19 protein-coding genes and 1 pseudogene are annotated in these 25,311 nt (G+C 45.7%); 12 read left to right on the top strand and 8 right to left on the bottom strand.

Annotation, left to right across the window (positions count from 1 at the left end; all coding sequences use genetic code 11):
• The 4 genes and pseudogenes from R7P67_RS21310 to R7P67_RS21325 form a co-directional block, all read left to right on the top strand.
• Positions 1 to 71, top strand: a pseudogene (locus R7P67_RS21310) (elongation factor Tu); the annotation flags it as partial.
• Between the two features lie 331 nt (positions 72 to 402).
• Positions 403 to 591, top strand: coding sequence for a (2Fe-2S)-binding protein (locus R7P67_RS21315; RefSeq protein WP_005381360.1), 189 nt, complete (start codon positions 403 to 405; stop codon positions 589 to 591).
• A 93-nt stretch (positions 592 to 684) separates the two neighbouring features.
• Complete coding sequence (gene bfr / locus R7P67_RS21320) at positions 685 to 1,161, top strand: bacterioferritin (RefSeq protein WP_005381359.1); 477 nt, start codon at positions 685 to 687, stop codon at positions 1,159 to 1,161.
• A gap of 206 nt (positions 1,162 to 1,367) precedes the next feature.
• Positions 1,368 to 2,645, top strand: coding sequence for a malic enzyme-like NAD(P)-binding protein (locus R7P67_RS21325; RefSeq protein ID WP_005381358.1), 1,278 nt, complete (start codon positions 1,368 to 1,370; stop codon positions 2,643 to 2,645).
• A 113-nt stretch (positions 2,646 to 2,758) separates the two neighbouring features.
• Here R7P67_RS21325 and metJ read toward each other — a convergent pair whose 3' ends face one another.
• A complete protein-coding gene (gene metJ, locus R7P67_RS21330; RefSeq protein ID WP_005381353.1) occupies positions 2,759 to 3,079 on the bottom strand; it encodes a met regulon transcriptional regulator MetJ in 321 nt (106 codons plus the stop codon).
• A 225-nt stretch (positions 3,080 to 3,304) separates the two neighbouring features.
• On the opposite strand from metJ, the gene R7P67_RS21335 reads away from it, so the two are divergent.
• The 3 genes from R7P67_RS21335 (at position 3,305) to metF (ending at position 8,053) form a co-directional block, all read left to right on the top strand.
• Positions 3,305 to 4,465, top strand: a complete 1,161-nt coding sequence (locus R7P67_RS21335) for an O-succinylhomoserine (thiol)-lyase (RefSeq protein ID WP_017821741.1) — start codon at positions 3,305 to 3,307, stop codon at positions 4,463 to 4,465.
• Positions 4,466 to 4,480: 15 nt separating this feature from the next.
• Entirely contained in the window at positions 4,481 to 6,889 is a 2,409-nt protein-coding gene (locus R7P67_RS21340; RefSeq protein WP_262654170.1) for a bifunctional aspartate kinase/homoserine dehydrogenase II, read from the top strand.
• A 261-nt stretch (positions 6,890 to 7,150) separates the two neighbouring features.
• Positions 7,151 to 8,053, top strand: a complete 903-nt coding sequence (gene metF / locus R7P67_RS21345; protein ID WP_005381345.1) for a methylenetetrahydrofolate reductase — start codon at positions 7,151 to 7,153, stop codon at positions 8,051 to 8,053.
• A 70-nt stretch (positions 8,054 to 8,123) separates the two neighbouring features.
• Here metF and R7P67_RS21350 read toward each other — a convergent pair whose 3' ends face one another.
• The 3 genes from R7P67_RS21350 to argE all read right to left on the bottom strand — a co-directional run bounded on the left by R7P67_RS21350 (position 8,124) and on the right by argE (position 13,131).
• Positions 8,124 to 8,663, bottom strand: a complete 540-nt coding sequence (locus R7P67_RS21350; RefSeq protein WP_005382791.1) for a PadR family transcriptional regulator — start codon at positions 8,661 to 8,663, stop codon at positions 8,124 to 8,126.
• A gap of 425 nt (positions 8,664 to 9,088) precedes the next feature.
• Positions 9,089 to 11,722: a phosphoenolpyruvate carboxylase gene (ppc, locus tag R7P67_RS21355; RefSeq protein ID WP_262654172.1), complete on the bottom strand. Its 2,634-nt coding sequence runs from the start codon at positions 11,720 to 11,722 to the stop codon at positions 9,089 to 9,091.
• A 272-nt stretch (positions 11,723 to 11,994) separates the two neighbouring features.
• Positions 11,995 to 13,131, bottom strand: coding sequence for an acetylornithine deacetylase (gene argE / locus R7P67_RS21360; protein WP_005381335.1), 1,137 nt, complete (start codon positions 13,129 to 13,131; stop codon positions 11,995 to 11,997).
• Between the two features lie 144 nt (positions 13,132 to 13,275).
• Between argE and argC the strand changes: the two genes are divergently transcribed.
• The 4 genes from argC (at position 13,276) to argH (ending at position 18,509) form a co-directional block, all read left to right on the top strand.
• The gene (gene argC, locus R7P67_RS21365) at positions 13,276 to 14,280 is read left to right on the top strand and encodes an N-acetyl-gamma-glutamyl-phosphate reductase (protein ID WP_017633525.1); all 1,005 of its coding nucleotides are present in this window, start codon (positions 13,276 to 13,278) and stop codon (positions 14,278 to 14,280) included.
• 21 nt (positions 14,281 to 14,301) lie between these two features.
• Entirely contained in the window at positions 14,302 to 15,093 is a 792-nt protein-coding gene (argB, locus tag R7P67_RS21370) for an acetylglutamate kinase (protein WP_005381333.1), read from the top strand.
• A gap of 84 nt (positions 15,094 to 15,177) precedes the next feature.
• A complete protein-coding gene (locus tag R7P67_RS21375; protein WP_005381332.1) occupies positions 15,178 to 16,392 on the top strand; it encodes an argininosuccinate synthase in 1,215 nt (404 codons plus the stop codon).
• Between the two features lie 242 nt (positions 16,393 to 16,634).
• Positions 16,635 to 18,509 (top strand): argininosuccinate lyase, encoded by a 1,875-nt coding sequence (gene argH, locus R7P67_RS21380; protein ID WP_017633526.1) that lies wholly within the window; start codon positions 16,635 to 16,637, stop codon positions 18,507 to 18,509.
• A 194-nt stretch (positions 18,510 to 18,703) separates the two neighbouring features.
• Here argH and R7P67_RS21385 read toward each other — a convergent pair whose 3' ends face one another.
• The 3 genes from R7P67_RS21385 to R7P67_RS21395 form a co-directional block, all read right to left on the bottom strand.
• The gene (locus tag R7P67_RS21385) at positions 18,704 to 18,985 is read right to left on the bottom strand and encodes a DUF3624 domain-containing protein (protein WP_017633527.1); all 282 of its coding nucleotides are present in this window, start codon (positions 18,983 to 18,985) and stop codon (positions 18,704 to 18,706) included.
• 372 nt (positions 18,986 to 19,357) lie between these two features.
• Positions 19,358 to 20,830 (bottom strand): dihydrolipoyl dehydrogenase, encoded by a 1,473-nt coding sequence (locus tag R7P67_RS21390; protein ID WP_005382783.1) that lies wholly within the window; start codon positions 20,828 to 20,830, stop codon positions 19,358 to 19,360.
• 191 nt (positions 20,831 to 21,021) lie between these two features.
• Positions 21,022 to 21,750 (bottom strand): redoxin family protein, encoded by a 729-nt coding sequence (locus R7P67_RS21395; RefSeq protein ID WP_005382781.1) that lies wholly within the window; start codon positions 21,748 to 21,750, stop codon positions 21,022 to 21,024.
• A 169-nt stretch (positions 21,751 to 21,919) separates the two neighbouring features.
• Here R7P67_RS21395 and oxyR point away from each other — a divergent pair, with 169 nt between their 5' ends.
• Positions 21,920 to 22,831 (top strand): DNA-binding transcriptional regulator OxyR, encoded by a 912-nt coding sequence (oxyR, locus tag R7P67_RS21400; protein WP_005381326.1) that lies wholly within the window; start codon positions 21,920 to 21,922, stop codon positions 22,829 to 22,831.
• Positions 22,832 to 22,884: 53 nt separating this feature from the next.
• Here oxyR and R7P67_RS21405 read toward each other — a convergent pair.
• Positions 22,885 to 25,311 (bottom strand): PBP1A family penicillin-binding protein (locus tag R7P67_RS21405; protein WP_318086059.1); only part of this gene is annotated, 2,427 nt, incomplete at its 5' end.

A 25,311-nucleotide genomic window follows, 5' to 3' on the forward strand; every position in this document is an offset into this window, starting at 1 on the left:
GTCTACGTTTCGCGATCCGTGAAGGTGGCCGTACAGTAGGTGCTGGTGTTGTTGCTAAGATCTTCGACTAATTCATAACGAATTAAACGAAATCTTGCACTGTTCTTCTTTTTGAAGAAAGCGCATCGAAAAGGGAAGCTTAGGCTTCCCTTTTTCATTTCTAGATTACATTTAGTTATAAGTGTTGAAATAAAAGACGTCACTTTTTCGATTTAAAAACAGAGTTTTACCGGCTTTGTTTCTTAACGCTTTTACTCACCCCTCTTAACCCTTTGATCTTTTCCTGCAGCGGTAAAATCGTTATAACCAAATATTCTGAGCGGACACCATAATGCGACTGGTAACAAGAACTATTCTTGTTTATATTGTTTGTCACAGATTAGTTTTATAGGTTTTTTGAGTATGTACGTTTGTCTTTGCCATGGTGTCTCCGACAAAAAAATTAGGAAGTTGGCGATAGATGAAGGCGTAACAGATATTAAAGGAATCAAAAAGTGCACGGCATTGGGCAGCCAATGTGGTAAGTGCATCAGACAGGCCAAGGAAATTTTAGCGGAAACTAGTTACACGGAATTTAAACAAGCCAGCTAATTGCTGTAAGTATGCAGTAATTATTTGCCTTACATTTTGACACCTTCTCATTTGCTTCTACATTTAAATGAAGCCAAAGAGGAGGGTTTTGTCATGAAAGGCGATCCAATCATCATTCAACATCTCAATAAAGTGCTCGGTAACGAGCTCGTCGCTATTAATCAGTATTTTCTTCACGCCCGAATGTATAAAGACTGGGGCTTAAAGCACCTAGCAGACAAGGAATATCACGAATCTATCGATGAGATGAAGCATGCCGATCATCTAATTGAGCGTATTTTGTTCCTTGAAGGCCTACCGAACCTACAAGATTTAGGTAAGTTGATGATTGGTGAAGATACCAAGGAAATGCTCGAGTGTGACTTAAAGCTTGAAATGGCGGCTATTCCAGATTTAAAAGATGCGATTGCCTACGCTGAAGACATTCGAGATTATGTGTCTCGAGATCTCTTCCAAGATATTCTTGAAGATGAAGAAGAACATGTTGATTGGCTAGAGACGCAACTTGGCTTGATTGAAATGTCTGGTATTGAGAATTATCTCCAAGCGCAATACGTGGACGAAGAGTAACGATACTTTCTGAGTTTGCATACTCCAATAATAGTAAGAAGAAAGAGCACCTGACTCGAAAATCAGGTGCTTAACCCCGTTATCTGGTCTAATCTCTTTTATTATCGGCTTTTTAAGGATATTGCTCGCAATCTTGCCTATGAAGTTTGATTTCTATCCGATAGAATTTATGCCCCCTTACCTAAAAATAAAAAAGAGAAACGTCCATGTCTGAAGACAACCACCAAGCAGCCACTCCAGAAGAAGAACATCGCCAAAAAGCATTGGATTACCATGCTTATCCAACTCCAGGAAAGATTGCTGTCGAACTGACAAAGCCTGCGGAAACGGCGGGTGATCTTGCCCTTGCTTACAGCCCTGGTGTTGCAGAGCCAGTGCGTGAAATCGCACAAAACCCGGATAACGTGTACAAGTACACTGCAAAAGGGAACATGGTTGCTGTTATTTCTAACGGTACCGCTATTCTAGGTCTAGGTAACCTAGGTCCACTTGCATCTAAGCCAGTGATGGAAGGTAAAGCGTTACTGTTTAAGCGTTTTGCAGGTCTTGATTCTATTGATATTGAAGTTAAGCACCGCACGATCGATGAATTTGTTGATACTGTTGCGAGCATTGCAGACACTTTTGGCGGTATCAACCTTGAAGATATTAAAGCACCAGACTGTTTTGAGATTGAAAAGCGTCTGATTGAACGTTGTGATGTACCAGTATTCCACGATGATCAACATGGTACTGCTATTGTAACGGCAGCGGGTATGCTGAATGCAATCGAACTTCAAGGTAAGAAACTTGAAGATTCAACAATTGTTTGTCTTGGCGCTGGCGCTGCCGCTGTAGCGTGTATGGAGCTTCTGATCAAATGCGGCGCAATGCGCGAAAAAATCTACATGCTAGATCGCAAAGGTGTGATTCACACTCGTCGTGATGATCTTAATGAATATAAGCAGCTATTTGCGAACAATACAGATAAGCGCACACTAGAAGACGTGATTGAAGGTGCAGATCTGTTCCTAGGTGTATCTGGTCCAAACCTATTGCCAGCGGAAGCGTTGAAGTTGATGGCAGATAAGCCAATCGTATTCGCATGTTCTAACCCGGATCCTGAAATCAAGCCGGAACTTGCTCACGCAGTTCGTGATGACTTGATCATGGGTACTGGCCGTAGTGATTATCCTAACCAAGTTAACAACGTATTGTGTTTCCCATTCATTTTCCGCGGTGCTCTTGATGTGCGTGCAAGTGAAATCAATGATGAAATGAAACTTGCAGCCGTTGAGGCGATTCGTGAGCTAGCAAAAGAGCCTGTACCTGAAGCCGTATTGAAGGCTGCAGGTGTTGATAAGCTAGAGTTTGGTGCGGACTATATTATTCCAAAACCAATGGATTCACGTTTGCTACCACGTGTTGCAAAAGCGGTTGCTCAGGCGGCGGTTAATTCAGGTGTAGCTCGTATCGAGATGCCTGAAAACTACATGGCAGAGTAATATATCTTTCAGATGTGATACATAAAAAATGGGACGCTATTGCGTCCCATTTTTTATGTCATTCATTTGGCTCGAGGCAAGAGTTATTACCTGAAACCTCTTATCAGGCTTTTTTATTCTTCGTCGAATGACTCAAATTCGATGCCCATTTCCGTCATCAGCGCTTTTACTTCTGTTGGAATATCATCAGGACGGTCTTTACGAAGGTCTTCATCTGTCGGAAGTGGCTGACCTGTGTACGCGTGCAAAAATGCCTCGCATAGCAATTCGCTATTGGTTGCATGGCGTAAGTTATTGATCTGACGGCGAGTACGCTCATCAGTTAGCACCTTTAAAACTTTTAGCGGGATAGAGACGGTAATTTTTTTTACTTGTTCGCTTTTTTTGCCGTGCTCTGCATATGGGCTAATGTATTCGCCATTCCAGTCAGCCATTGCACACCTTCATTTATGTAATCGGTTAAAAATAATTTAGGTGCTGATTTTAGCTGCATTTACCGCCATAAGCAAAGACATATAGACGTCTAGAAGTGTTGACGTCTCATTTTTTGACGAGTAAAGTGAACATAACAGCAAAGGAAGCGTGTTGATCACTTTATGTTACTCATTAGATATAGCGCATTCCTATTTAGAAGTCATTACCCGTGAAAGGATACACCCATGAGCACTCGCAAACCTGCGACCATTGCAGTACGCACTGGTATTGAATCAGACAGCCAATATCATGCTGTCGTTCCACCTATTTATCTTTCCACTAACTATGGTTTTCCTGCTTTTGGTGAAGTGCCCAAGTATGATTACACACGATCTGGTAATCCAAACCGCGGACTGTTGGAAAGTGCGCTATCTGAACTTGAGTCTGGAAAAGGAGCGGTTGTTACTAACTGCGGTACGTCGGCATTAAATTTATGGGTTTCCGCTTTTCTCGGCCCAGATGATCTCATTATTGCTCCTCACGATTGTTATGGCGGCACCTATCGTCTTTTTAATACCCGAGCTAGCAAAGGCGATTTTAAGGTTCAGTTTGTCGATCAATCAGACGAACAGGCTTTAGATGCTGCATTGGCACAAAAACCAAAACTCATTTTGCTAGAAACTCCGTCAAACCCTCTGGTTCGCGTAGTGGATATTGCAGCTACCTGTGAAAAAGCGAAACAAGTCGGCGCGTTAGTTGCGGTGGACAATACCTTTTTGACACCCGTGTACCAAAAACCTTTAGAGCTAGGTGCGGATTTTGTTATCCACTCCACAACAAAGTACATCAACGGTCATTCGGACGTAATTGGTGGGGTAATCATCACCAACACAGAAGCGCATGCAGAAGAGCTTGCATGGTGGGGCAATTGTATTGGTGCAACGGGCACACCTTTCGATAGTTACATGACACTGCGAGGTATTCGTACGCTTGGTGCTCGTATGAAAGTTCATGAAGAGAGCTCACAGCAGGTACTGGCTTACCTACAGAAACAAGCGTTAGTTAAAACTATCTATCATCCAAGCCTGCCGGAACATCCAGGTCATGACATCGCTAAAAAGCAGCAAACGGGCTTTGGCTCTATGTTGAGTTTTGAGTTTGCTGGTTCGTTTGAGCAGTTAAAGGTGTTTGTGAAAGAGCTCCAACTGTTTTCATTAGCTGAATCATTAGGTGGTGTAGAAAGTTTGATTTGCCACCCGGCATCCATGACGCACCGTGCAATGGGTGAGGAGGCTCTGGCGGAGGCTGGGGTCTCTCATCAACTATTGCGTTTGTCTGTCGGTTTGGAAGATGCACAAGACCTCATCACAGATTTAGAACAAGCGTTCGCTAAAGCTACCCAGTAATAGGAGACGATAACAATGACTGTACAACGTCAGCTGCATAAGTTTGGTGGCAGTAGCTTAGCAAACCCAGAATGCTACTTACGCGTTGTGGGTATTCTCAAGGAGTATTCGACAGAAAATGATCTTGTGGTCGTATCTGCTGCAGGAAAAACCACTAACCGCTTGATTGAGTTTTTGGAAGGGTTAAGTAAAGATGGCCGAATTGCGCATGAAGCGCTTCAAAGCTTGAGACAGTTCCAAACTGAGCTAATAGAAAGCTTGTTGGAGAGTGAAGCAAAAGAAGAGCTGTTAGCTTTATTACATGATGAGTTCAGTACTCTCTCGGAGCTAACTGCACCACTCACTAATGCGCAAAAAGCTGCGGTACTGGGACACGGAGAAGTATGGTCTGCTCGCCTATTGGCCGCGTTATTATCTCAACGTTCTATCCCTGCGGTTGCACAAGATGCACGAGCGTTTTTACGTGCAGAAGCGGGAACTCAACCAGAGGTTGATCGCGCTCGTTCATACCCTTTAATTAAAGAGAACCTCGCGCAGCATAACCATAAACTTGTGGTAATTACTGGCTTTATGGCTCAGAACGAGGCAGGAGAAACCATCCTACTTGGTCGTAACGGCTCTGACTATTCTGCAACGGTCATAGGCGCGCTTGCTGAAGTCAGTACTGTCACGATTTGGAGTGATGTTGCTGGTGTCTATAGTGCCGATCCACGTTTGGTGTCTGACGCTTGTTTATTACCGTTACTTCGATTGGATGAAGCCAGTGAACTTGCTCGCTTAGCTGCCCCAGTGCTACACAGTCGTACGCTTCAGCCTGTGGCGCAAAGTACCATGGACCTTAATCTCAAGTGTAGCTATCTGCCAGAGTCGGGTTCTACTCGTATTGAGCGTGTATTGGCATCTGGTCGTGGCGCTAAAATTATTACTTCACTGGATGATGTTTTATTGGTGCAGTTGTCTTTCATGCATGGGCACGACTTCGAAAAAACACAGAGTGATGTATTACAAGCGTTGCAGCGCGCGCAATTAGAGCCATTGGCATTTGAAGCTCAATCCGATCAGCATACGCTACGCTTGGCTTACACCGCAGAAATCGCCGGTGGTGCATTGAAACACTTGCAAGAGCTTGCGGTAGAGGCAGAAATTAAGCTAAAAGAAGGTTACTCGCTCTTAGCTGCGGTAGGTGCAGGCGTTACGAAAAACGCCAATCATTGCTTTGGCTTTTATCAGAAGCTAAAGCACTCTCCGGTAGAATTTATCTCTGAAACAGACTCAGGGCTGAGCCTAGTCGCTGTTTTGCGCCGTACTGATACCGAGGCGTTGGTTCAAACGATTCATAGCCAGTTGTTCCAAGCGCAAAAACGCGTGGCAGTGGCTTTATGTGGCAAGGGTAATATTGGTTCTAGTTGGCTAAATTTATTTGCTACGCAAAAAAGTGAGCTCGAAAAACGTCATGGTATGAGCTTTGATCTTGTCGCGGTTGTGGATAGCCAAACCTATTGGTTCGATGAGCAAGGTATTGAGGCGGCGAGTGTTGCTGAACGATTTGATGATGAAAGCATAGCAAACAATGGGGATTGGCTGGCACGTTTGGGAGCGCTTAAAAGCTATGATGAAGCCGTCGTGCTTGATGTTACCGCGAGTAAAGAGTTAGCTCAGCGCTACGTAGAAATCGCACAGCAAGGCATTCATTTGATTTCCGCTAACAAAGTGGCCGGTTCCGCAGATAGTCAGTACTACCATCAGGTTCAAGATGCATTCGCTAAAATTGGTCGTCATTGGCTATACAACGCAACGGTTGGTGCTGGGTTACCGATAAACCATACCGTGCGAGATCTTCGTGAAAGTGGGGATGAAATCGTCGCTCTATCGGGGATTTTCTCGGGGACGTTATCATGGCTGTTCCAACAGTTTGATGGTTCTGTGCCATTTAATGATTTAGTCGATCTTGCTTGGCAGCAAGGGTTAACCGAACCTGACCCTCGTTCTGATTTAGATGGCTCCGATGTAATGCGTAAGTTAGTCATCTTGGCTCGAGAGTCGGGCCTAGATATAGAACCAGACAGCGTTAAAGTTGAGTCTTTGGTTCCAGAAGAATTAAGAGAACTGAGCTTAGATGATTTCTTCGATAATGGAGCGTTGTTGAGTGAAATACTTCAAGAGCGTCTGACAAAAGCACAGAGAAACGATCAAGTGCTTCGCTATGTGGCGCGTTTAGAAAAAAATGGTAAAGCAACGGTGGGAGTCGAAGCGTTATCTCGTGAGCACGCGCTCGCCAACTTATTGCCATGCGATAACATTTTTGCCATAGAGAGCAAGTGGTACAAAGATAACCCTCTGGTCATTCGAGGACCAGGCGCAGGCAGAGAAGTGACAGCCGGCGCTATTCAATCCGACCTCAACCGATTGGCTGGTTTATTTTAAAGTTGCGATTGACCTAAAACCCTGGAATTAATCCAGGGTTTTTTATTCCCCTATCAGTGCCATACTGAAGTCATAACCCGTGCAAAATGGTGAGATGATGCTCAAGTAGAAACTTGAACTATCTTCATTATTAACGTGAGAAAAATTCATAATTACAAGGTTGACATTAAATCGTATTCAATACATTCTGTAGACATATAGACGTCTAAACGTCGATTTTAAGGATTTGTTTTCGTGGCGGAGTGCCGCAGGGAGAGTAAGATGGGATATACGCACGCAGGCCATATCGACGCCTTGAACCAGAATATTGCTGAGTTATCAGATAACATCAATGTATCGTTTGAGTTTTTTCCGCCAAGCAGCGCTAAGATGGAAGAAACACTTTGGAATTCAGTGCACCGTCTTAAAACGCTTCAACCTAAATTTGTTTCTGTGACTTACGGTGCGAACTCCGGCGAGCGTGACAGAACACACTCCATCATTAAAGAAATTAAAGCCACAACCGGATTGGTTGCCGCTCCCCATCTCACTTGTATTGATGCGACTCGTGAAGAGTTGATTAATATTGCCGATGATTATTGGAACAATGGTATTGAAAATATCGTCGCTCTGCGTGGTGATATTCCTCCAGGTGGCGGTGCGCCTGATATGTATGCCTCGGATTTGGTTGAGCTGCTGAAATCACGCCACGATTTCGATATCTCCGTTGCTGCATTCCCTGAGGTTCACCCTGAAGCTAAAAGCGCTCAGTCTGACTTATTGAACCTAAAACGTAAGGTAGATGCAGGTGCAAACCGTGCTATTACTCAGTTCTTTTTTGACGTTGAGTCTTACCTGCGATTCCGTGACCGTTGTGTCGCAGCAGGAATTGACGTAGAAATTGTGCCAGGAATTTTGCCTGTATCGAACTTTAAGCAAGCTTCTCGCTTTGCGGCACAGAACAACGTGAAAGTACCAGGATGGATGAGCAAACAATTCGATGGTTTGGATGATGATCCGGTGACTCGCCAGCTTGTAGGAGCTAGCCAAGCTATTGATATGGTGCGTGTACTGAGTCGTGAAGGGGTTAAGGACTTTCACTTCTACACACTAAACCGTGCAGAGATGACTTACGCGTTATGCCATACGTTGGGTGTTCGTCCTCGCGCAGTAGTCGGTGCGTAAATCTGGTTTCAAAAGGATAAAAGGCTTGCCAAGTGGCAAGCCTTTTTCGTTTTATCAAAGCAAAAGGAGTTTAACCAATCACTTCAAGTTCAGTTAGAACTTCTTCTGCCCAAGTGATCCAAGTTTCACGTAACAGAAGGTTACGGCGAAGCGTTAGACGTTCTAGGCGAGCTTGTTTATCTAAAGTTGACGGCGTTGCGTAGTAAGCCGCTTCAATTTCTTTGTAGTGAGAAACCAGTTTGCGAGACTCTTCAACTAGCTCGGCGAGTTGGTCACGGAATGGAGCTGCAGGTTGAACGGCACATGCCATCAATTTCGCTGAAAACTCATCACGAACTGTTGGGTGTGCAGTTGGTTGATCAAACCACTCTCCTAAAGCGCTGCGACCAGCGTCTGTAATGGAGTAAACCTTGCGGTCTGGTTTGCCTTCTTGGGGTTCTAATACGCAAGTAACCAGTTCTTTCTCAGCCATTTTGTTGAGTTCACGGTACACCTGTTGGTGGCTTGCTTTCCAGAAGTAACCGATGCTAGCAGAGAATTCTTTAGTGATATCGTAACCGGTTGCGTCGCGAGTGCTAAGAACAGTTAAGATTACGTGTGGTAATGACATGTCTTCAATCCAAATGGTCAATAAACTTGTAAACAAGCTACTTATACTTTCAGCTGCGCTCTTACTGGCACTTGAGTTTTTTAATGTATAAGTAGCACCAACAATGTTGGTCCTGTCACCTTAAAGCCGTTTATCACCTAGAGAGATGGGGAGTCCCATCAAGGCTGGAGCAGGTATGATTGGATTTATGAGCTCTCAGCAGGCAAGTAGTATATAAATAATAAGCATGAAGTGGAATAGTAGGACAAAATTACCCTAAAAAACTAACATAATAATCAATAGTGTTAACTTGTGGTTTTTTATTCTTTTGTTTTGGTATTTTTTGGGTCTTTAGTGGTTTATTTGACTACTTTTGTTTTGGTGCGATTATCCTGTGATAAAAAAAAGCTGAGCATTTGCCCAGCTTTTTATTAAAAATGAAACGATTAGCCTGTGTTACGCATACCTGCAGCAATACCAGCAATCGTCACCATCAACGCTTCTTCCAAGTTTGCAGAAGCTTCTTCGGTTTGACGCGTGCGGTATAGCAGCTCTGCTTGTAGCATATTCAATGGCTCAACGTAGATATTGCGTAAGCGAATAGACTCGAGTCCCCAAGGGTCATGCTGCATCAAGTTTTCATTGTTCTCTACATTCAGTACCGCTTTGATGTCTTCTTGAAGCTGAGCACGAAGCTTTTCACCGAGTGGACGGAGCGACTCATCCACCAATCGCTCATCGTAGTAGCGAGAGATATCAATATTACACTTCGAGTACACCATTTCCAGCATGCCGAGACGAGTTGAGAAAAATGGCCATTCGCGGCACATCTCTTCGAGCAATGCTTGGTGGCCTTTATCGATCGAGTATTGAATCGCTTCACCTGCGCCTAGCCATGCAGGAAGTACCAAACGGTTTTGACTCCATGAGAAGATCCACGGGATTGCACGTAAGCTTTCTACTCCGCCCTTAGGGTTGCGTTTTGCAGGACGAGAACCAAGTGGCAACTTGCCGAGTTCGAGTTCTGGTGTTGCTTGGCGGAAGTAAGGCACGAAATCTGGCTCGCCACGAACCACATTTCGGTAAGACTCACAGCTTACTTCTGATAGCACTTCCATCAAGTCGCGCCATTCTTGTTTTGGCTCTGGTGGCGGTAACAAGTTGGCTTCCAGAATCGCACTTGCATATAGGTTAAAGCTGTTTACTGCGACATCTGGGAGTCCCAGTTTAAAGCGGATCATCTCGCCTTGCTCTGTTACACGTAAACCGCCTTTCAAGCTTTTTGGTGGTTGCGACAAAAGCGCAGCATGCGCAGGTGCGCCACCGCGACCGACTGTGCCCCCACGACCATGGAATAGAGTTAGCTCAACGCCTTCTTCTTCAGCCACTTTAACTAACGATTCCATTGCATGATACTGAGCCCAACCTGCAGACATAACACCTGCATCTTTCGCTGAGTCAGAGTAACCAATCATGACCATCTGGTGGTTTTGGATAAAACCACGGTAAAGGTCAATCCCCATAAGCTGCTTGATGACCGATTCTGCGTTGTTCAAATCGTCTAGCGTTTCGAACAGAGGACACACATCCATGCGGTAAGGGCAACCTGCTTCTTTTAGCAGTAGATGAACGGCGAGTACGTCAGAGGCGGTACGTGCCATTGAAATAACGTAAGCGCCAAACGCTTCACGCGGTTGTGCTGCAACAATCTTACAGGTATCCAAAACCTCTTTGACGGGTTCAGACGGTTCCCAATCACGAGGGAGAAGCGGACGTTTAGATGCCAGCTCGTTAGTTAGAAAAGCAATCTTATCTTGCTCACTCCATTGTTCGTAATCACCAATACCTAAGTAGCGAGTTAGTTCAGACAAGACATCTGAGTGACGCGTGCTCTCTTGGCGGATATCAAGACGTACAAGATGGATACCAAATGCTTTTACGCGGCGTAGTGTATCCAGTAGTGAGCCGTTGGCTATTACACCCATGCCACATTCGTTTAGTGACTGGTAGCAGGCATACAACGGTTCCCAAAGTTGCTCGACTTTTTGCAGTGGTGCTTTAACGGCCAGTTTTTGACCGTGGATCTTAGCATCGAGAGTATCTTTGGTTTCATTGAGCAGAGTGCGTAATTGCTTCAGGATCGCACGGTATGGTTCGTGCTGATCTTCGCCAGCAAGCTCACGGACTTGATCGTTTGAAACTGTCATAGACAGCTCGCTGATCAACTCGTTGATGTCATTGAGATAAAGATCGGCGGCTTTCCAACGAGACAAAAGTAAGACTTCACGCGTAACGTTGTGAGTAACAAACGGGTTACCGTCACGGTCACCGCCCATCCAAGAGGAGAAGTGCACTGGGCGAGCATCAATGGGTAAACCTTCTCCAAGGTAAGATTTTAGACGGTCATTCATCTCACGTAGGAAGTCCGGTACGGCTTCCCATAGCGAGTTTTCAACGACCGCAAAGCCCCACTTTGCTTCATCCAACGGAGTTGGGCGTTGTTGTCGAATCACGTCTGAATGCCAGCCTTGGGCAATCAGTTGCTCTAGGCGGCGTTCGGTTTTTCTGCGCTCTTTAGAAGAAAGATCGCTTAGCTCCAACTTTGATAAGCACTCGTTTATCTTGACCAGTTTGTTGATCATCGTGCGGCGCGTAATTTCTGTTGGGTGAGCCGTCAATACCAATTCAATATTTAGATCACGAACCGCTTGGGCAGTGTCCAGTTTGCTCACATCGTTTTGTACCAGTTTAGAAAACAGCGAGTTAATCGCGTCTGGTTCGCAAATGTGCTCTTCACAATGGCGTGAAATCGTGTGGTATTGCTCAGCGATATTGGTGAGGTTTAGAAATTGGTTAAACGCGCGAGTAACGGGCGTTAGCTGCTCATCAGGTAGATGTTTGATTTCTTCGATCAAGCTGTCCCTGTCTGCTTGATTCCCTGCTTGAGCTGATTTGGATAATTTACGAATGGTTTCCACTTTCTCGAAGATTTCTTCGCCATGGGCATCGCGAATGGTGTTACCCAATAAGTGGCCTAACATGCGCACATTACTTTTGAGTGCGGCGTATTTCTCGTTCATTGTCGTCCTGCCTCGTAAAAAAACTACATCCATTGTCCTTGTTAAGACTCCAATCTAGCGAAAAGCACCAGTTATAGTCAAATAAAGCAGACTAAGTTTGCAATTATTCCGCTGTCTCCTGATTTAGAGCAAATTTACGGCAGCCATAGAGTAAGAAGTGAAAATTAATTACAAAATAACAAGTTAAATAAGTGTTAAGACTAGCGCTAAATTGTGAAGATAAAAAGATGCAGCTCAATCGAGCTGCACAGACTTTTGAGCTTAAACGCGTATTAACAGCAGTACTTGACCATTGCCTTTGAAAGCACATCAATTGTGGGGTCGATAAAGTCGAAGGATAGAAACTCATCCGGTTGATGGGCTTGGTCGATTGACCCAGGGCCGAGCACCAAGGTTGGACACAACTGTTGTAGAAATGGTGCTTCAGTACAGTAGTTCACGGTTTCTGAACTGGTTTGGCAGATCTCTTCAACACCACCGATAAATGGGTGGTCATGTTGGCATTCGTAACCCGGAATAGGCTCATGCAATGGAATAATCTCCAGTCTCCCAGGCCATTTCGCTTCGACTTCTTTTAATGCTCCGCGCAACATGTTCTCTAAACCATCAAGGCTAATGCCAGGAAGAGGACGCACGTCGTAATGCAGCTCACAGCAACCACAAATACGGTTAGCGCTGTCACCACCGTGAATGTGTCCAAGGTTTAGGGTAGGGCTTGGAATGGCAAAACCCGGATGGTGATATTCTTTAATCAATTTGTCACGCAGTTGCATCATGGCGAACATGACTTCATGCATGATCTCAATAGCGTTAACGCCAAGCGCTGGGTCCGATGAGTGACCGGACTTGCCTGTTACGCGAATGGCATTTGCCACATGCCCTTTATGACCTCGAATTGGTACAAGGCTGGTGGGTTCACCAATGATGCAGTAATCCGGCTTAAATGGGGCGTTTGCTGTGAAATGTCGCGCGCCCAACATGGTGGTCTCTTCGTCACAAGTGGCTAATACGTAGAGTGGTTTGCTCTGCTTGCTCCAATCGACTTTCTTCACTGCTTCATAAATAAAGGCGAAAAAGCCTTTCATGTCTGCTGTGCCTAAACCGTAGAAGCGGTTGTCTTTTTCCGTCAGTTTATGCGGATCAAAATTCCATCGCCCTTGATCGAATGGCACGGTATCACTATGGCCAGCAAGTAAAAGGCCACCTTCTCCCTCTCCCATACGTGCGATCATATTGTGCTTGCCTGGCTCGACTTCGATCACTTCAACGCTAAAACCCAGATCTTTAAACCAAGATGCGAGTTTTTCGATGACTTTTGCATTGCCCTGATCCCAGCTCGGATCTGTGGAGCTGATAGAAGAGGTGCTGATGAGTCCTTCATAGACCTCTAGAAAAGTTGGTAATTGCATGGATTCTTCAAATCTCCTGTTGACAGACAGACCACAAAAATGTAAAACACATATTAAATCATATTTAATGAATAAAAAATCAAAATAAAGCAGAAATTAAATATGAATAGTCATTTGAGCCTTTAAGTATATGGATGTTACACAATGCTAAAAACCACGATTATTGGAGCCAGCGGTTACACCGGCGCAGAGTTAGCGTTAATGGTTAATAAACACCCACAACTCACGCTATCAGGTTTATACGTTTCCGCCAACAGTGTTGATGCGGGAAAGAGCATCGCGCAGCTGCACGGTAAGCTAGCGGGCATCATTGATATGCCAGTTTTACCACTAACGGATCCACTGCAAATCGCTCAAGAATCGGACGTGGTGTTTTTGGCAACGGCTCACGAAGTCAGCCATGATTTAGCCCCAACTTTCTTGGAGGCAGGCTGTCAGGTATTCGATTTATCGGGTGCATTCCGTGTGAAAAGTGAAGGCTTTTACGACACTTTTTATGGCTTCGCACATCAACATAACAACTGGCTAGATAAAGCAGCATACGGCTTAGCAGAATGGAACCAAGAATCAATAAAAACCACTCCTTTGATTGCAGTAGCAGGTTGCTACCCAACCGCTTCACAGCTTGCAATCAAACCTTTATTAGAACATGCGTTGCTCGATACCAACCAATGGCCAGTGATCAACGCAACCAGTGGTGTATCTGGTGCAGGGCGTAAAGCCTCCATGGTTAACAGCTTCTGTGAAGTGAGCTTGCAACCTTATGGTGTATTTAACCATCGTCACCAGCCAGAGATTGCTCAGCACTTGGGTTGCGATGTGATTTTTACTCCGCACCTCGGCAACTTTAAACGCGGCATTCTTGCCACTATCACCATGAAGCTTGCGCAAGGTGTGACAGAAGCACAAGTGGCACAGGCGTTTGAACAAGCTTATCAAGGCAAGCCTGCGGTGCGTCTTAAAGGCGACGGTATTCCACGTATTCAGGATGTCGAAAATACCCCTTTCTGTGATATCGGCTGGAAGGTACAAGGCGAACACATCATTGTGATTTCAGCTATCGACAACCTACTTAAAGGTGCATCGAGTCAAGCGATGCAATGTCTCAATATTCATTACGGTTACCCAGAACTGACAGCGTTGCTGTAGTCGTTGAAAGAGGGAAATGCGATGACGCAAACCAATCAAGCTCCTTTAGTCATTAAGCTAGGTGGTGCAGCTCTATCATGCACTCAAACCTTAAGCCAACTTTTTGGTGCCATTGCGGCTTACCAAAAATCGGCACAGCGACAAATCGCCATCGTTCATGGCGGTGGCTACCTAGTTGATGAGTTGATGGCAAAGCTTCAGCTTGAAACCGTTAAGAAAAACGGTTTACGCGTAACGCCTTACGATCAAATTCCTGTGATTGCAGGCGCGCTTGCAGGCACTGCGAATAAGTTACTTCAAGGTCAAGCGATTGCGGACGGTCTTAACGCTGTGGGCCTTAGCCTTGCGGATGGTGGTTTGTGTCTTGTTGAAGAACTTGACCCAGAACTCGGCGCGGTAGGCAAAGCATCACCGGGTGACTCAGCACTATTACAAGCGGTGCTAAACACAGGTGCACTGCCGATCATCAGTTCAATTGGTTTAACCAAAGATGGCCAGATGATGAATGTGAATGCTGATCAAGCAGCAGTCGCGGTTGCGGGCGCATTAGATGCGGAGTTGGTCCTGTTATCAGACGTGAGTGGTGTATTAGATGGAAAAGGCCATTTGATCAAAACCCTGTCAGAGCAGCAAGCTAACTCGTTGATCGATGGACATGTGATCACCGATGGCATGATCGTCAAAGTTAAAGCCGCTTTGGAGGCCGCCAATGATCTTGGCCGTCCAATTGAAGTCGCGACCTGGCGTTACCCAGAAAAATTAGCACAGTTATTCGCTGGTGAAAGTATTGGTACTCAATTCTTGCCTCAATAAGCATCAGCAAAAGAATTCAATATTAGGAAGTCGCAGTTGGCACTGACCGCCGAGCGCAGCGCCAGTTAAGTTTGGAGAAAAAACATGAGCAAAGTGAACGTAAATAAAGTGGTAGTCGCATACTCAGGCGGTCTAGATACTTCAGTAATCATCCCGTGGCTAAAAGAGAACTACGACTGTGAAGTAGTGGCTTTCGTTGCCGATGTTGGTCAAGGTGCCGAAGAGCTAGAAGGCATTGAAGCGAAAGCAAAAGCCTCTGGTGCTTCTGAGTGCTACATCGCTGACTTGAAAGAAGAAATGGTCGCAGACTACATTTACCCAACGCTAAAAACCGGCGCGTACTACGAAGGTAAGTACCTGCTAGGTACATCAATGGCGCGTCCAATCATTGCCAAAGCGCAGGTTGAAGTGGCACGTAAAGTGGGCGCGGACGCTCTGTGTCATGGCTGTACAGGTAAAGGTAACGACCAAGTACGTTTTGAAGGCGCATTCGCAGCACTAGCACCGGACTTACAAGTGATTGCACCTTGGCGTGAGTGGGACCTAGTGAGCCGTGAAGAGTGTTTGGATTACCTAGCTGAGCGTAATATTCCTTGCTCTGCGTCTCTTACTAAGATCTATTCACGTGATGCAAACGCATGGCACATTTCGACGGAAGGCGGCGTTTTAGAAGATACGTGGAACGCACCAAACGAAGACTGCTGGGTGTGGACTGTCGACCCAGAGCAAGCGCCAAATGAAGCGGAATACGTCACGCTGAAAGTAGAAAAAGGTGAAGTGGTCGAAGTTGATGGTGAAGTGATGACACCATACAACGCACTGGTTTACCTAAACGAGAAGGGCGCTAAGCACGGTGTTGGCCGTATCGATATCGTGGAAAACCGTCTTGTTGGGATGAAGTCTCGTGGTTGTTATGAAACACCGGGAGGCACCATCATGATGGAAGCGCTGCGTGCTGTAGAGCAGCTTGTGCTAGACAAATCATCATTCGAATTCCGTGAGGAGCTAGGTCTAAAAGCGTCTCACCTTGTATACGATGGCCGTTGGTTTACGCCACTATGTAAATCGATCCTTGCCGCTTCAGAAGAGCTAGCGCAAGACGTTAACGGTGAAGTGGTTGTTAAGCTCTACAAAGGTCAAGCGACAGTGACGCAAAAACGTTCTGACAACAGCTTGTATTCAGAAGAGTTCGCGACTTTTGGTGAAGATGAAGTTTACGACCAAAGCCATGCAGGTGGGTTTATCCGTCTTTACTCGCTATCAAGCCGTATTCGTGCATTGAACAGCCAGAAGAAATAATCCCTTAACATCCATCTCGGATTGAATAAAGACCCGCCATTTATAGGCGGGTCTTTTGGTTTCTAAAAGCGGGTATCTAAAGTTAGTTTGAATATATATGTAAAAATATTGAATTTATACTTTATTTTTTATCGAAATTGCCGTAACGTTGACCCATAAGAAAAAGTGAGCAAATGACCATCAAATTGGTTACTACTCATTCGAGAACGTTAGAGTAAGCAATAGTCATCAGGAGAGACGCAATGGCATTATGGGGCGGAAGATTTACCCAAGCGGCAGACACCAGATTTAAAGAGTTCAATGATTCGTTGCGTTTTGACTACCGATTGGCTGAGCAAGACATCGTAGGTTCAATCGCATGGTCTAAAGCTCTGCTTTCTGTTGATGTGCTATCGGCAGAAGAACAGCAGAAACTGGAACTTGCTTTAAATGAGCTGAAGTTAGAAGTGATGGAAGACCCTCACCAAATTCTTCGCTCTGATGCAGAAGATATCCACTCTTGGGTTGAACAGCAGCTAATCAGTAAAGTGGGAGATTTAGGTAAAAAACTCCACACTGGGCGTTCTCGGAATGACCAAGTCGCCACAGACTTGAAACTTTGGTGTCGTCAGCAAGGTCAGCAATTATTGATTGCTTTAGATCGCCTACAAGCACAAATGGTCCATGTTGCTAAACAGCACCAAGGCACCGTATTGCCAGGCTATACTCATCTTCAGCGTGCTCAACCTGTAACCTTTGCTCACTGGTGCTTGGCTTATGTTGAAATGTTCGAGCGTGACTACTCTCGTCTGAATGATGCCTTACAGCGTCTCGACACTTGTCCACTTGGCTCGGGTGCGTTAGCGGGAACGGCTTATCCGATTGATCGCGAACAATTAGCACATAATCTCGGTTTCCACCGTGCTACGCGTAATTCACTCGATTCGGTTTCAGATCGTGATCATGTGATGGAACTGATGTCGGTGGCGTCGATTTCTATGCTTCACCTTTCTCGTCTTGCAGAAGATATGATCTTCTACAATTCAGGCGAGTCAAACTTCATTGAGTTAGCGGATACGGTGACATCTGGTTCGTCATTAATGCCACAGAAGAAAAACCCAGATGCACTTGAGTTGATCCGTGGTAAGACAGGGCGTGTCTATGGCGCATTATCGAGCATGATGATGACAGTTAAAGCCTTGCCATTGGCGTACAACAAAGACATGCAGGAAGATAAAGAAGGGTTGTTTGACGCTTTAGATACATGGAACGACTGCATGGAAATGGCAGCTCTGTGTTTTGACGGTATTAAAGTGAATGGCGAGCGCACACTAGAAGCGGCGAAACAAGGTTACGCAAACTCGACTGAGTTGGCTGATTACCTAGTGGCGAAAGGCATCCCATTCCGTGAAGCTCACCACATCGTCGGTGTCGCGGTCGTTGGTGCTATTGCTAAAGGCTGTGCGCTGGAGGAATTGTCTCTGCAAGAGCTAAAAGCCTTCTCTGAGGTGATTGAAGATGATGTGTATGACATTCTGACTATCGATTCGTGTTTGGAAAAGCGTTGTGCTTTGGGGGGTGTTTCGCCTCACCAGGTCGCTTACGCGGTAGAACAAGCGGATAAGCGCCTGAGCCAGCGTGACAGCTCGGCGGTGAAAGTGCGTCCTGCACGTTTGACGGACATTGAAACGTTGGAAGGTATGGTTGCTTACTGGGCGAACCTTGGTGAGAATCTTCCGCGCTCTCGTAATGAGCTCGTGAGAGATATTGGCTCTTTCGCGGTGGCTGAGCATCATGGTGAAGTGACGGGTTGCGCTTCTCTATATGTGTATGACTCAGGGTTGGCTGAAATACGCTCTCTTGGTATCGAAGCGGGCTGGCAAGGCCAAGGGCAGGGCAGTGCGATTGTGAACTATTTGGTTGAGAAAGCGCGCCAGATGGCGATCAAGAAAGTCTTTGTTCTAACGCGAACGCCTGAGTTCTTTATGAAGCAAAGCTTTTTACCGACATCGAAGTCATTACTGCCGGAGAAAGTTCTGAAAGATTGCGATCAGTGCCCACGTCAACATGCATGTGATGAGGTAGCGCTTGAGATCAATTTAATGGAGCAAGTGATCCAAAAAACGCATGTGGCATGAACTGAAGTTGTGGAGTGATTTTATTAGCATTCAATGACATAGTCATTTTCCTGTTTACTTACATCAGTATTCGCTAAAAAAATCGAAAAAATTTGGAACCTTTGAGAGGAAGCCCGGTCTATTAAAGTACCACTGCTTTTTCTTAGAAGAATCTAAGAGAGCCCCAGAACTGACATTGGTTTTGGGGCTTTTTTCTATCTGTCACTTTTCTCTTTTTTATTCGCCTTTTTTTGTCCCCGTCGACGCTGCCAAGGCAAGATGACAAAACGCATCCATAAGTGTAAAAACAACAAAACGTTGAAAGCGAAGCCGGCAAAGATCAAAGCGATCGACTCGATGCTTTGTGGATCATCTTTGAGCGTAAACCACCATACAATCCAACACAGTACAGAAAGTACCGTCAATTGATCCAAGCATCGTTGGCAACGTCCAAGTTTTTTCCAAAACCAATGTTCTTCGCAGCGGCGACAAGTCATAGTGTTTTCCAAACCATTAGTGTTGCTTCAGATTATATATCTAACTAAATGGTGGAAAGCGTTTCTTACACGGGCTTAGATCGCCATGACACAACCAAAAATGGAAAGTTAGCTTTGTAAAAGCTTTGTGGCACGTAATTGATGTATGGTGCGCTGTCAGTCTTTAACAGGAAATATAATGATGTCGACAGAGTTGAAACTTGCGCTGAGTATCGCTGGTGGGTTCTTTATGATCTGTGTTGTCGCGATTTGTATGGTCAGCCGCTATGCAATGATGGCAGCGTAAGAGAGATTTCATTGCGCCGAAGTAGTAAAGCAAAGCCTCGTTGATGACGAGGCTTTGCTTTATATTTAGATAGAAGCCTGAAAGCGTTAGCAGCCAGGGCCGCAGTCAAGACAATGTTTCACCATTTCTGGCCCTAAGTGTAGTTTTGCATTCAAATCACGTAGAGCGGTGCGGACGCCTTCTTCAATCACTGGGTGATAGAAGGGCATATCTAACATCTCAGAAATCGTCATCCTATTTTGGTGCGCCCATGCTAAAAGGTGAGCAAGATGCTCTGCATTCGGGCCCATCATTTCTGCACCTAAAAAACGTCCAGTGCCTTGCTCTCCGTAGACATGCAGAATGCCTTTATTACGAAGCATGACGCGCGAACGTCCTTGATTTTCAAACGAGACTTCACCGGTTGCGAAACATCCACATGTGCCTAGACGTGTTTCTAGTTGTTTATATGTTTCGCCAACCATAGCAATTTGAGGGTCGGAGAACACGGCTGAAATTGGTGAGCGACGCAGACCCGCACGAATATCTGGGAAACGGCCTGCGTTGTCTCCAGCAATACGGCCTTGGTCAGCGGCTTCGTGCAGCAGTGGAATTTGGTTACTTGCATCACCTGCGATGAAGATGCTCTCTACCGAAGTTTGCAATGTATAGTGATCCGCCGTTGGTACGCCACGTTCATCGAGCGCCACATTGGTGTTCTCGATCGTCAGCTTATCGACGTTTGGACGACGACCCGTTGCAGCCAATACGTAATCGACAACGAAAGTTTCTAATTCGCCATCATGGTTGATGAATTGGATTTCGACCTTGTCTTCGCCGTCATTGTCTGACGAAGCAATGCGTTTCATGCTTTCGACTTTTACATCTGCATCAAGGTAGAACTCTTCCTTAAAGGCTTTATCTGCATACGCCATCACCTCTGGGTCTGTCAGTGGGCCCACTTGTCCTCCAATGCCAAAGAGCTTCACGTTTACTCCTAGGCGGTGTAAAGCCTGACCCAATTCAAGGCCGATGACTCCTGGGCCAAATACTGCCACGGACTCTGGTAAGTCATCCCAGTCAAATACATCATCGTTAATCACTAGGCGATCACCCAGTTCATTCCAAGCTGCCGGATATGCTGGACGAGATCCTGTCGCAATAACAATGCGCTGTGCGGTGACCTGAGTATGATCATCTATGATGAGAGTGTGGTCATCGGCAAACTTCGCGTAGCCCGATAGTTTGTCTTCAGCGGGAATATCATCGACACTTTCAAGCACAAAGCCAACAAAACGATCGCGTTCGCGCTTTACACGATCCATAACTTCTCGTCCGTTAATTCGTACTTCACCTTGCGGGTGTATCCCAAATCCAGGTGCTTTTTCGATTTGATGAACACTTTCTGCTGCCGCAATTAACAGCTTAGACGGCATGCATCCGACACGAGCACAGGTTGTTCCGTAGGGACCGCCCTCAATCATTACCACGCTGTTGGTATGAGCTTTTGCTGCTCGATAAGCACCAAGACCAGCCGTCCCGCCACCAATAACCGCTACGTCGACATTAACTTGTTTCATCGTGAACTCTCGCTTTTGTTTTAAGCCAAGCTAGCTACATTGAGCTTGGAGAGTGAATTGGATAGTTGAATCTGGATAAGTAGTCACCTTATTGGTAGATGACTACTTATCTAGACTAGTAGAAGAAGTGGTTTAGGGTTGGCCTCCGAGCCAAAAGGCACCGGAGACCGAGGGTGTAGGCTATGGACAGCTTAGCCTAGATACGCTTCTAGCTCTTCGCTACCGCCGATGTGCTTGCCACCGATAAAGACTTGTGGAACAGTCGTGCGACCAGATATAGCTCGTAGACTAACTGTTGTTGCGTCTTTACCCAGAATCACTTCTTCATATTGAAGACCGTGGTCAATCAGATTTTGTTTCGCTTTCATACAGAAAGGGCAGCCTGGTTTAGTGAACACAGTGATGGATTCTTGCGTTTTGTAGTCAGGCGCTATGTAGTTCAGCATCGTATCTGCGTCTGACACCTTGAATGGGTCGCCTGGTTCGTTTGGCTCAATGAACATTTTTTCCACTACGCCATCTTTTACTAGCATACTGTAACGCCATGAACGTTTGCCAAAGCCGATGTCGTTTTTATCCACTAACATACCCATGCCATCGGTGAATTCACCATTACCATCCGGGATGAAGGTAATGTTTTCTGCTTCTTGGTCTTGTTTCCATGCATTCATCACGAACGTATCATTGACCGAGACACAAATAATCTCATCCACTCCGTGCTCTTTAAATACAGGGAACAATTCGTTGTAACGAGGTAGATGGCTTGATGAACAGGTTGGAGTAAATGCACCCGGTAAGCTAAATACGATAACGGTCTTACCTTTAAATAGCTCATCGGTCGTTACATTCACCCAAGAGTCACCTTGACGAACTGGAAAAGTAACTTGAGGGACTTGTTGACCTTCTTTAGATACAAACATAATGATTTCCTTTAACTATTTTAAATTATGCGTATAGAGCTTAGCGTTTTTCGTCGCTCTGTTTCGTTTTGTTGAGCCCATTATTGTAAAAATCCTTTGATAGCTCTAATCGTTTGGTGTTATGGTTTTGATAGGTATTAGCTATTGTTAAAGAAGCGAAGCGTGAATTATGAATATTCGAGATTTTGAGTACTTAGTTGCACTTGCGGAACATAAGCACTTTCGCAAAGCGGCAGAGGCATGTTTTGTTAGTCAGCCAACACTGAGTGGGCAAATTCGTAAACTAGAGGATGAACTCGGGACCACGCTTTTAGAGCGAAGCAGCCGACGTGTTTTGTTTACCGATTCAGGGTTACAGCTGGTGGAGCAGGCTAAACGCATCTTAAGTGAAGTGAAAACCTTCAGAGATATGGCAAGCGGTCAAAGCGGAGCCATGACTGGACCGATGCATATTGGTTTCATCCCGACGGTTGGGCCTTATCTATTACCCAAAATTCTGCCGCAGATAAAAGAAGCATTTCCTGAGCTGGAGCTATTTCTGCACGAAGCTCAGACACATCAATTAGTGCGTCAATTGGAAGAAGGTAAACTAGATTGCTTAGTTTTAGCTTCGGTTGATGAAACTGCGCCATTTAAAGAGATCGAAGTGTATCAAGAGCCATTAAGTGTCGCAGTGCCATGTGACCACGAGTGGGCCTCTCTCGACCATGTTGATATGTTGGAGCTGAATGGTAAAACCGTTTTAGCGTTGGGAGACGGCCACTGTCTGCGAGATCAAGCGTTAGGTTTTTGTTTTGCCGCTGGTGCAAAAGACGATGAGCGTTTTAAAGCCACCAGCTTGGAGACGTTACGCAACATGGTTGCTGCCGGTGCGGGGATTACGTTATTGCCTCAGCTTTCTATCCCTAATGAGAAGCAAAAAGATGGCGTATGCTACGTACCAGCTGTTAACCCAACCCCCTCGCGTAATATCGTTCTCGTATACCGTCCGGGCTCACCATTACGAGCTAGGTTTGAAGCTTTAGCAGCGAAGATTAAAGAGGTGTTGGCTTCTTATCCATCATTGAATGCTGCAGCATAAGAAGCAGACATAAAAAAGGGAGAGCTTGATGCTCTCCCTTGTGCTTTTGTGATTTAGAACAGTTCTTCTGCGCCAGAGCCTGAAGAATAAATACTATCTTCTAAACGGTCGCCAGCGTATTCGGTAGGCTCCGTGCCTTTTTCAAAGTATTCGAACATTGATGTGCTATCTACCTTGTGCGTTAGCATACCGCTGTTGCGATCAATACGAACTCGAATAATATCCTCTGGAATATTTTTACCTTGCTCCGGCGTCCCTTCTAGCGCAACACGCATGAAGTCAATCCAAGCAGGCTCTGCGGTTTTCGCACCCGACTCGGCACCAGAAATTTGGCCTTGCCCTAGGTTGCTGTTAACAGTGGTGCGGCCAAGTGCACGTGAGTGATCATCAAAGCCAACCCAAGCTATCGCAACGACACCAGGTCCATAGCCATTGTACCAAGCATCCTTGGAATCATTCGTTGTACCCGTTTTACCCCCGATATCACGACGACCAAGTTTTTGCGCGCGCCAGCCTGTACCATTCCAACCTGTGCCTTCACGCCAGTTACCGCCACCCCAAATGTTGCTGTACATCATCTCACGCATTAAGAATGCATTCTGTTCAGAGATAACTTGCGGTGCATATTGAGGTTCATCATTTTCAAGGGCATTGTCTGTTGCTAGGCCATCAATTGCGACGTCTTGTTCGCCAAATTCATCAGCGTAGCGATTTTCTGGCTGCTCGCTCATTTGCGGACAATCCTTATGACAAACACTCTTTGGATTGGCTTTAAACAGTACTTCACCGAATGCATCTTCCACGCGTTCTACATAGAATGGTTCAACGTAATAACCACCGTTCGCAAACACAGAGTAACCTTGTGCCACTTTCATTGGTGTTAAGCTGCCAGCTCCGAGTGCGATGGTCTCAGAGCGTGGTACTTGGTTAATATCAAAACCGAAACGAGTAAGGTACTGACGTGTCTCCTCGAGGCCAACTTCACGGAGTGTACGCACTGCCATGACGTTTTTTGATTGAGCTAAGCCGAGGCGAAGACGCGTTGGACCACCATAAGTCGGTGGTGAGTTTTTTGGTCGCCAAGCTGAACCAGAACCTGCATCCCACTTGTTAATCGGCGCATCGTTAATCAAAGTGGCTAGAGTCAGCCCTTTGTCAATTGCTGCCGAGTAGATGAAAGGCTTGATACTTGAACCAACCTGACGCACTGACATGGTTGCACGGTTAAACTTGCTGTGAACAAAGTTGAAACCACCAACCAGCGACAATATCGCGCCATTTTCTGGGTTCATCGCAACAAACGCGGTGTTTGCTGTCGGCACTTGGCTCAGTTTCCAGCTCAGTGTTGTGTTGTCATCTTCATCGGTTTCACTTACTTCGCGAACCCAAACTTGTTGACCTGTCGCTAGCACATCATGCGCTGACTTTGGTGTTGAGCCTTGGCGGTTATCAGTAATGTACTTACGCGCCCAGTGCATTCCAGTCCAAGGGATGGTTTGCTCTTCATGGTTCTTAACCCATACTTGTGCCGTCTTATCATCGACTTTCGTCACAACCGCAGGGTAAAGGTCACCATAAGTTGGCTGTTTCTTCAGGTGCTTTTCTATTTGCTCATTGTCCCAGGCCGCTTCCCCTTCTTTCCAAAGCACACTTTCTGCACCACGGTAGCCATGACGTTCATCGTATGACAAGAGGTTATCTACCGCAGACGTATTTGCAGCATCTTGCAGTTTAGAATCCACAGTCATGTAGATATTCAAGCCAGAGGTGTAAGCTTCTTCTTCACCGTATTCTTTTACTGCCCATGCACGAGCCAACTCTGCTACGTAAGGTGCGGAAAGCTCAATCTCAGCGCTATGATAACGCGCCACAATAGGCTCATTGCGTGCTTCGTCATACTGCTCTTGTGTAATGTATTTCTCATCAAGCATTCGCATTAATACAACGTTACGGCGTTTTGTTGCGCGCTCAAGAGAGTAAATTGGGTTCATGGTTGATGGCGCTTTTGGCATACCAGCGAGTGTTGCAATCTCACTTAACGTCAATTCATCAAGGCTCTTGCCAAAATACACTTGAGCGGCAGCACCAAAGCCATATGAGCGGTAACCAAGGAAGATTTTATTGACATAAAGCTCCATGATTTCTTGCTTACTTAAAAGCTGCTCAATATGGATAGCAATAAAAATCTCTTTAATCTTACGCATGATCTTCTTCTCATTAGATAAGAAGAAGTTACGAGCTAGCTGTTGCGTAATCGTACTTGCACCCTGTTTAGCCGAGCCTGAAACCGCAACAACAACAGCTGCACGAGTGATGCCGATAGGGTCGATACCAGGATGCTCGTAGAAACGGCTATCTTCGGTTGCGATGAGCGCGTGAATTAAGTCTTGAGGAATTTCGTCATAAGTAACAGGAATACGACGCTTTTCACCGAACTGTGCGATCAGCTTCCCGTCTTGACTAAACACCTTCATAGGTGT

This window comes from Vibrio sp. Vb0937 (assembly GCF_033338855.1).

Coding starts and splice junctions, on each gene's coding strand:
- R7P67_RS21315 (WP_005381360.1), top strand. CDS start 403: ATGTACGTTTGTCTTTGCCATGGTGTCTCCGACAAAAAAATTAGGAAG.
- R7P67_RS21335 (WP_017821741.1), top strand. CDS start 3,305: ATGAGCACTCGCAAACCTGCGACCATTGCAGTACGCACTGGTATTGAA.
- R7P67_RS21395 (WP_005382781.1), bottom strand. CDS start 21,750: ATGTTTGTATCTAAAGAAGGTCAACAAGTCCCTCAAGTTACTTTTCCA.
- R7P67_RS21375 (WP_005381332.1), top strand. CDS start 15,178: ATGAGCAAAGTGAACGTAAATAAAGTGGTAGTCGCATACTCAGGCGGT.
- oxyR (WP_005381326.1), top strand. CDS start 21,920: ATGAATATTCGAGATTTTGAGTACTTAGTTGCACTTGCGGAACATAAG.
- argC (WP_017633525.1), top strand. CDS start 13,276: ATGCTAAAAACCACGATTATTGGAGCCAGCGGTTACACCGGCGCAGAG.
- bfr (WP_005381359.1), top strand. CDS start 685: ATGAAAGGCGATCCAATCATCATTCAACATCTCAATAAAGTGCTCGGT.
- argH (WP_017633526.1), top strand. CDS start 16,635: ATGGCATTATGGGGCGGAAGATTTACCCAAGCGGCAGACACCAGATTT.
- R7P67_RS21390 (WP_005382783.1), bottom strand. CDS start 20,830: ATGAAACAAGTTAATGTCGACGTAGCGGTTATTGGTGGCGGGACGGCT.
- R7P67_RS21350 (WP_005382791.1), bottom strand. CDS start 8,663: ATGTCATTACCACACGTAATCTTAACTGTTCTTAGCACTCGCGACGCA.
- metF (WP_005381345.1), top strand. CDS start 7,151: ATGGGATATACGCACGCAGGCCATATCGACGCCTTGAACCAGAATATT.
- R7P67_RS21325 (WP_005381358.1), top strand. CDS start 1,368: ATGTCTGAAGACAACCACCAAGCAGCCACTCCAGAAGAAGAACATCGC.
- ppc (WP_262654172.1), bottom strand. CDS start 11,722: ATGAACGAGAAATACGCCGCACTCAAAAGTAATGTGCGCATGTTAGGC.
- metJ (WP_005381353.1), bottom strand. CDS start 3,079: ATGGCTGACTGGAATGGCGAATACATTAGCCCATATGCAGAGCACGGC.
- R7P67_RS21340 (WP_262654170.1), top strand. CDS start 4,481: ATGACTGTACAACGTCAGCTGCATAAGTTTGGTGGCAGTAGCTTAGCA.
- R7P67_RS21385 (WP_017633527.1), bottom strand. CDS start 18,985: ATGACTTGTCGCCGCTGCGAAGAACATTGGTTTTGGAAAAAACTTGGA.
- argB (WP_005381333.1), top strand. CDS start 14,302: ATGACGCAAACCAATCAAGCTCCTTTAGTCATTAAGCTAGGTGGTGCA.
- argE (WP_005381335.1), bottom strand. CDS start 13,131: ATGCAATTACCAACTTTTCTAGAGGTCTATGAAGGACTCATCAGCACC.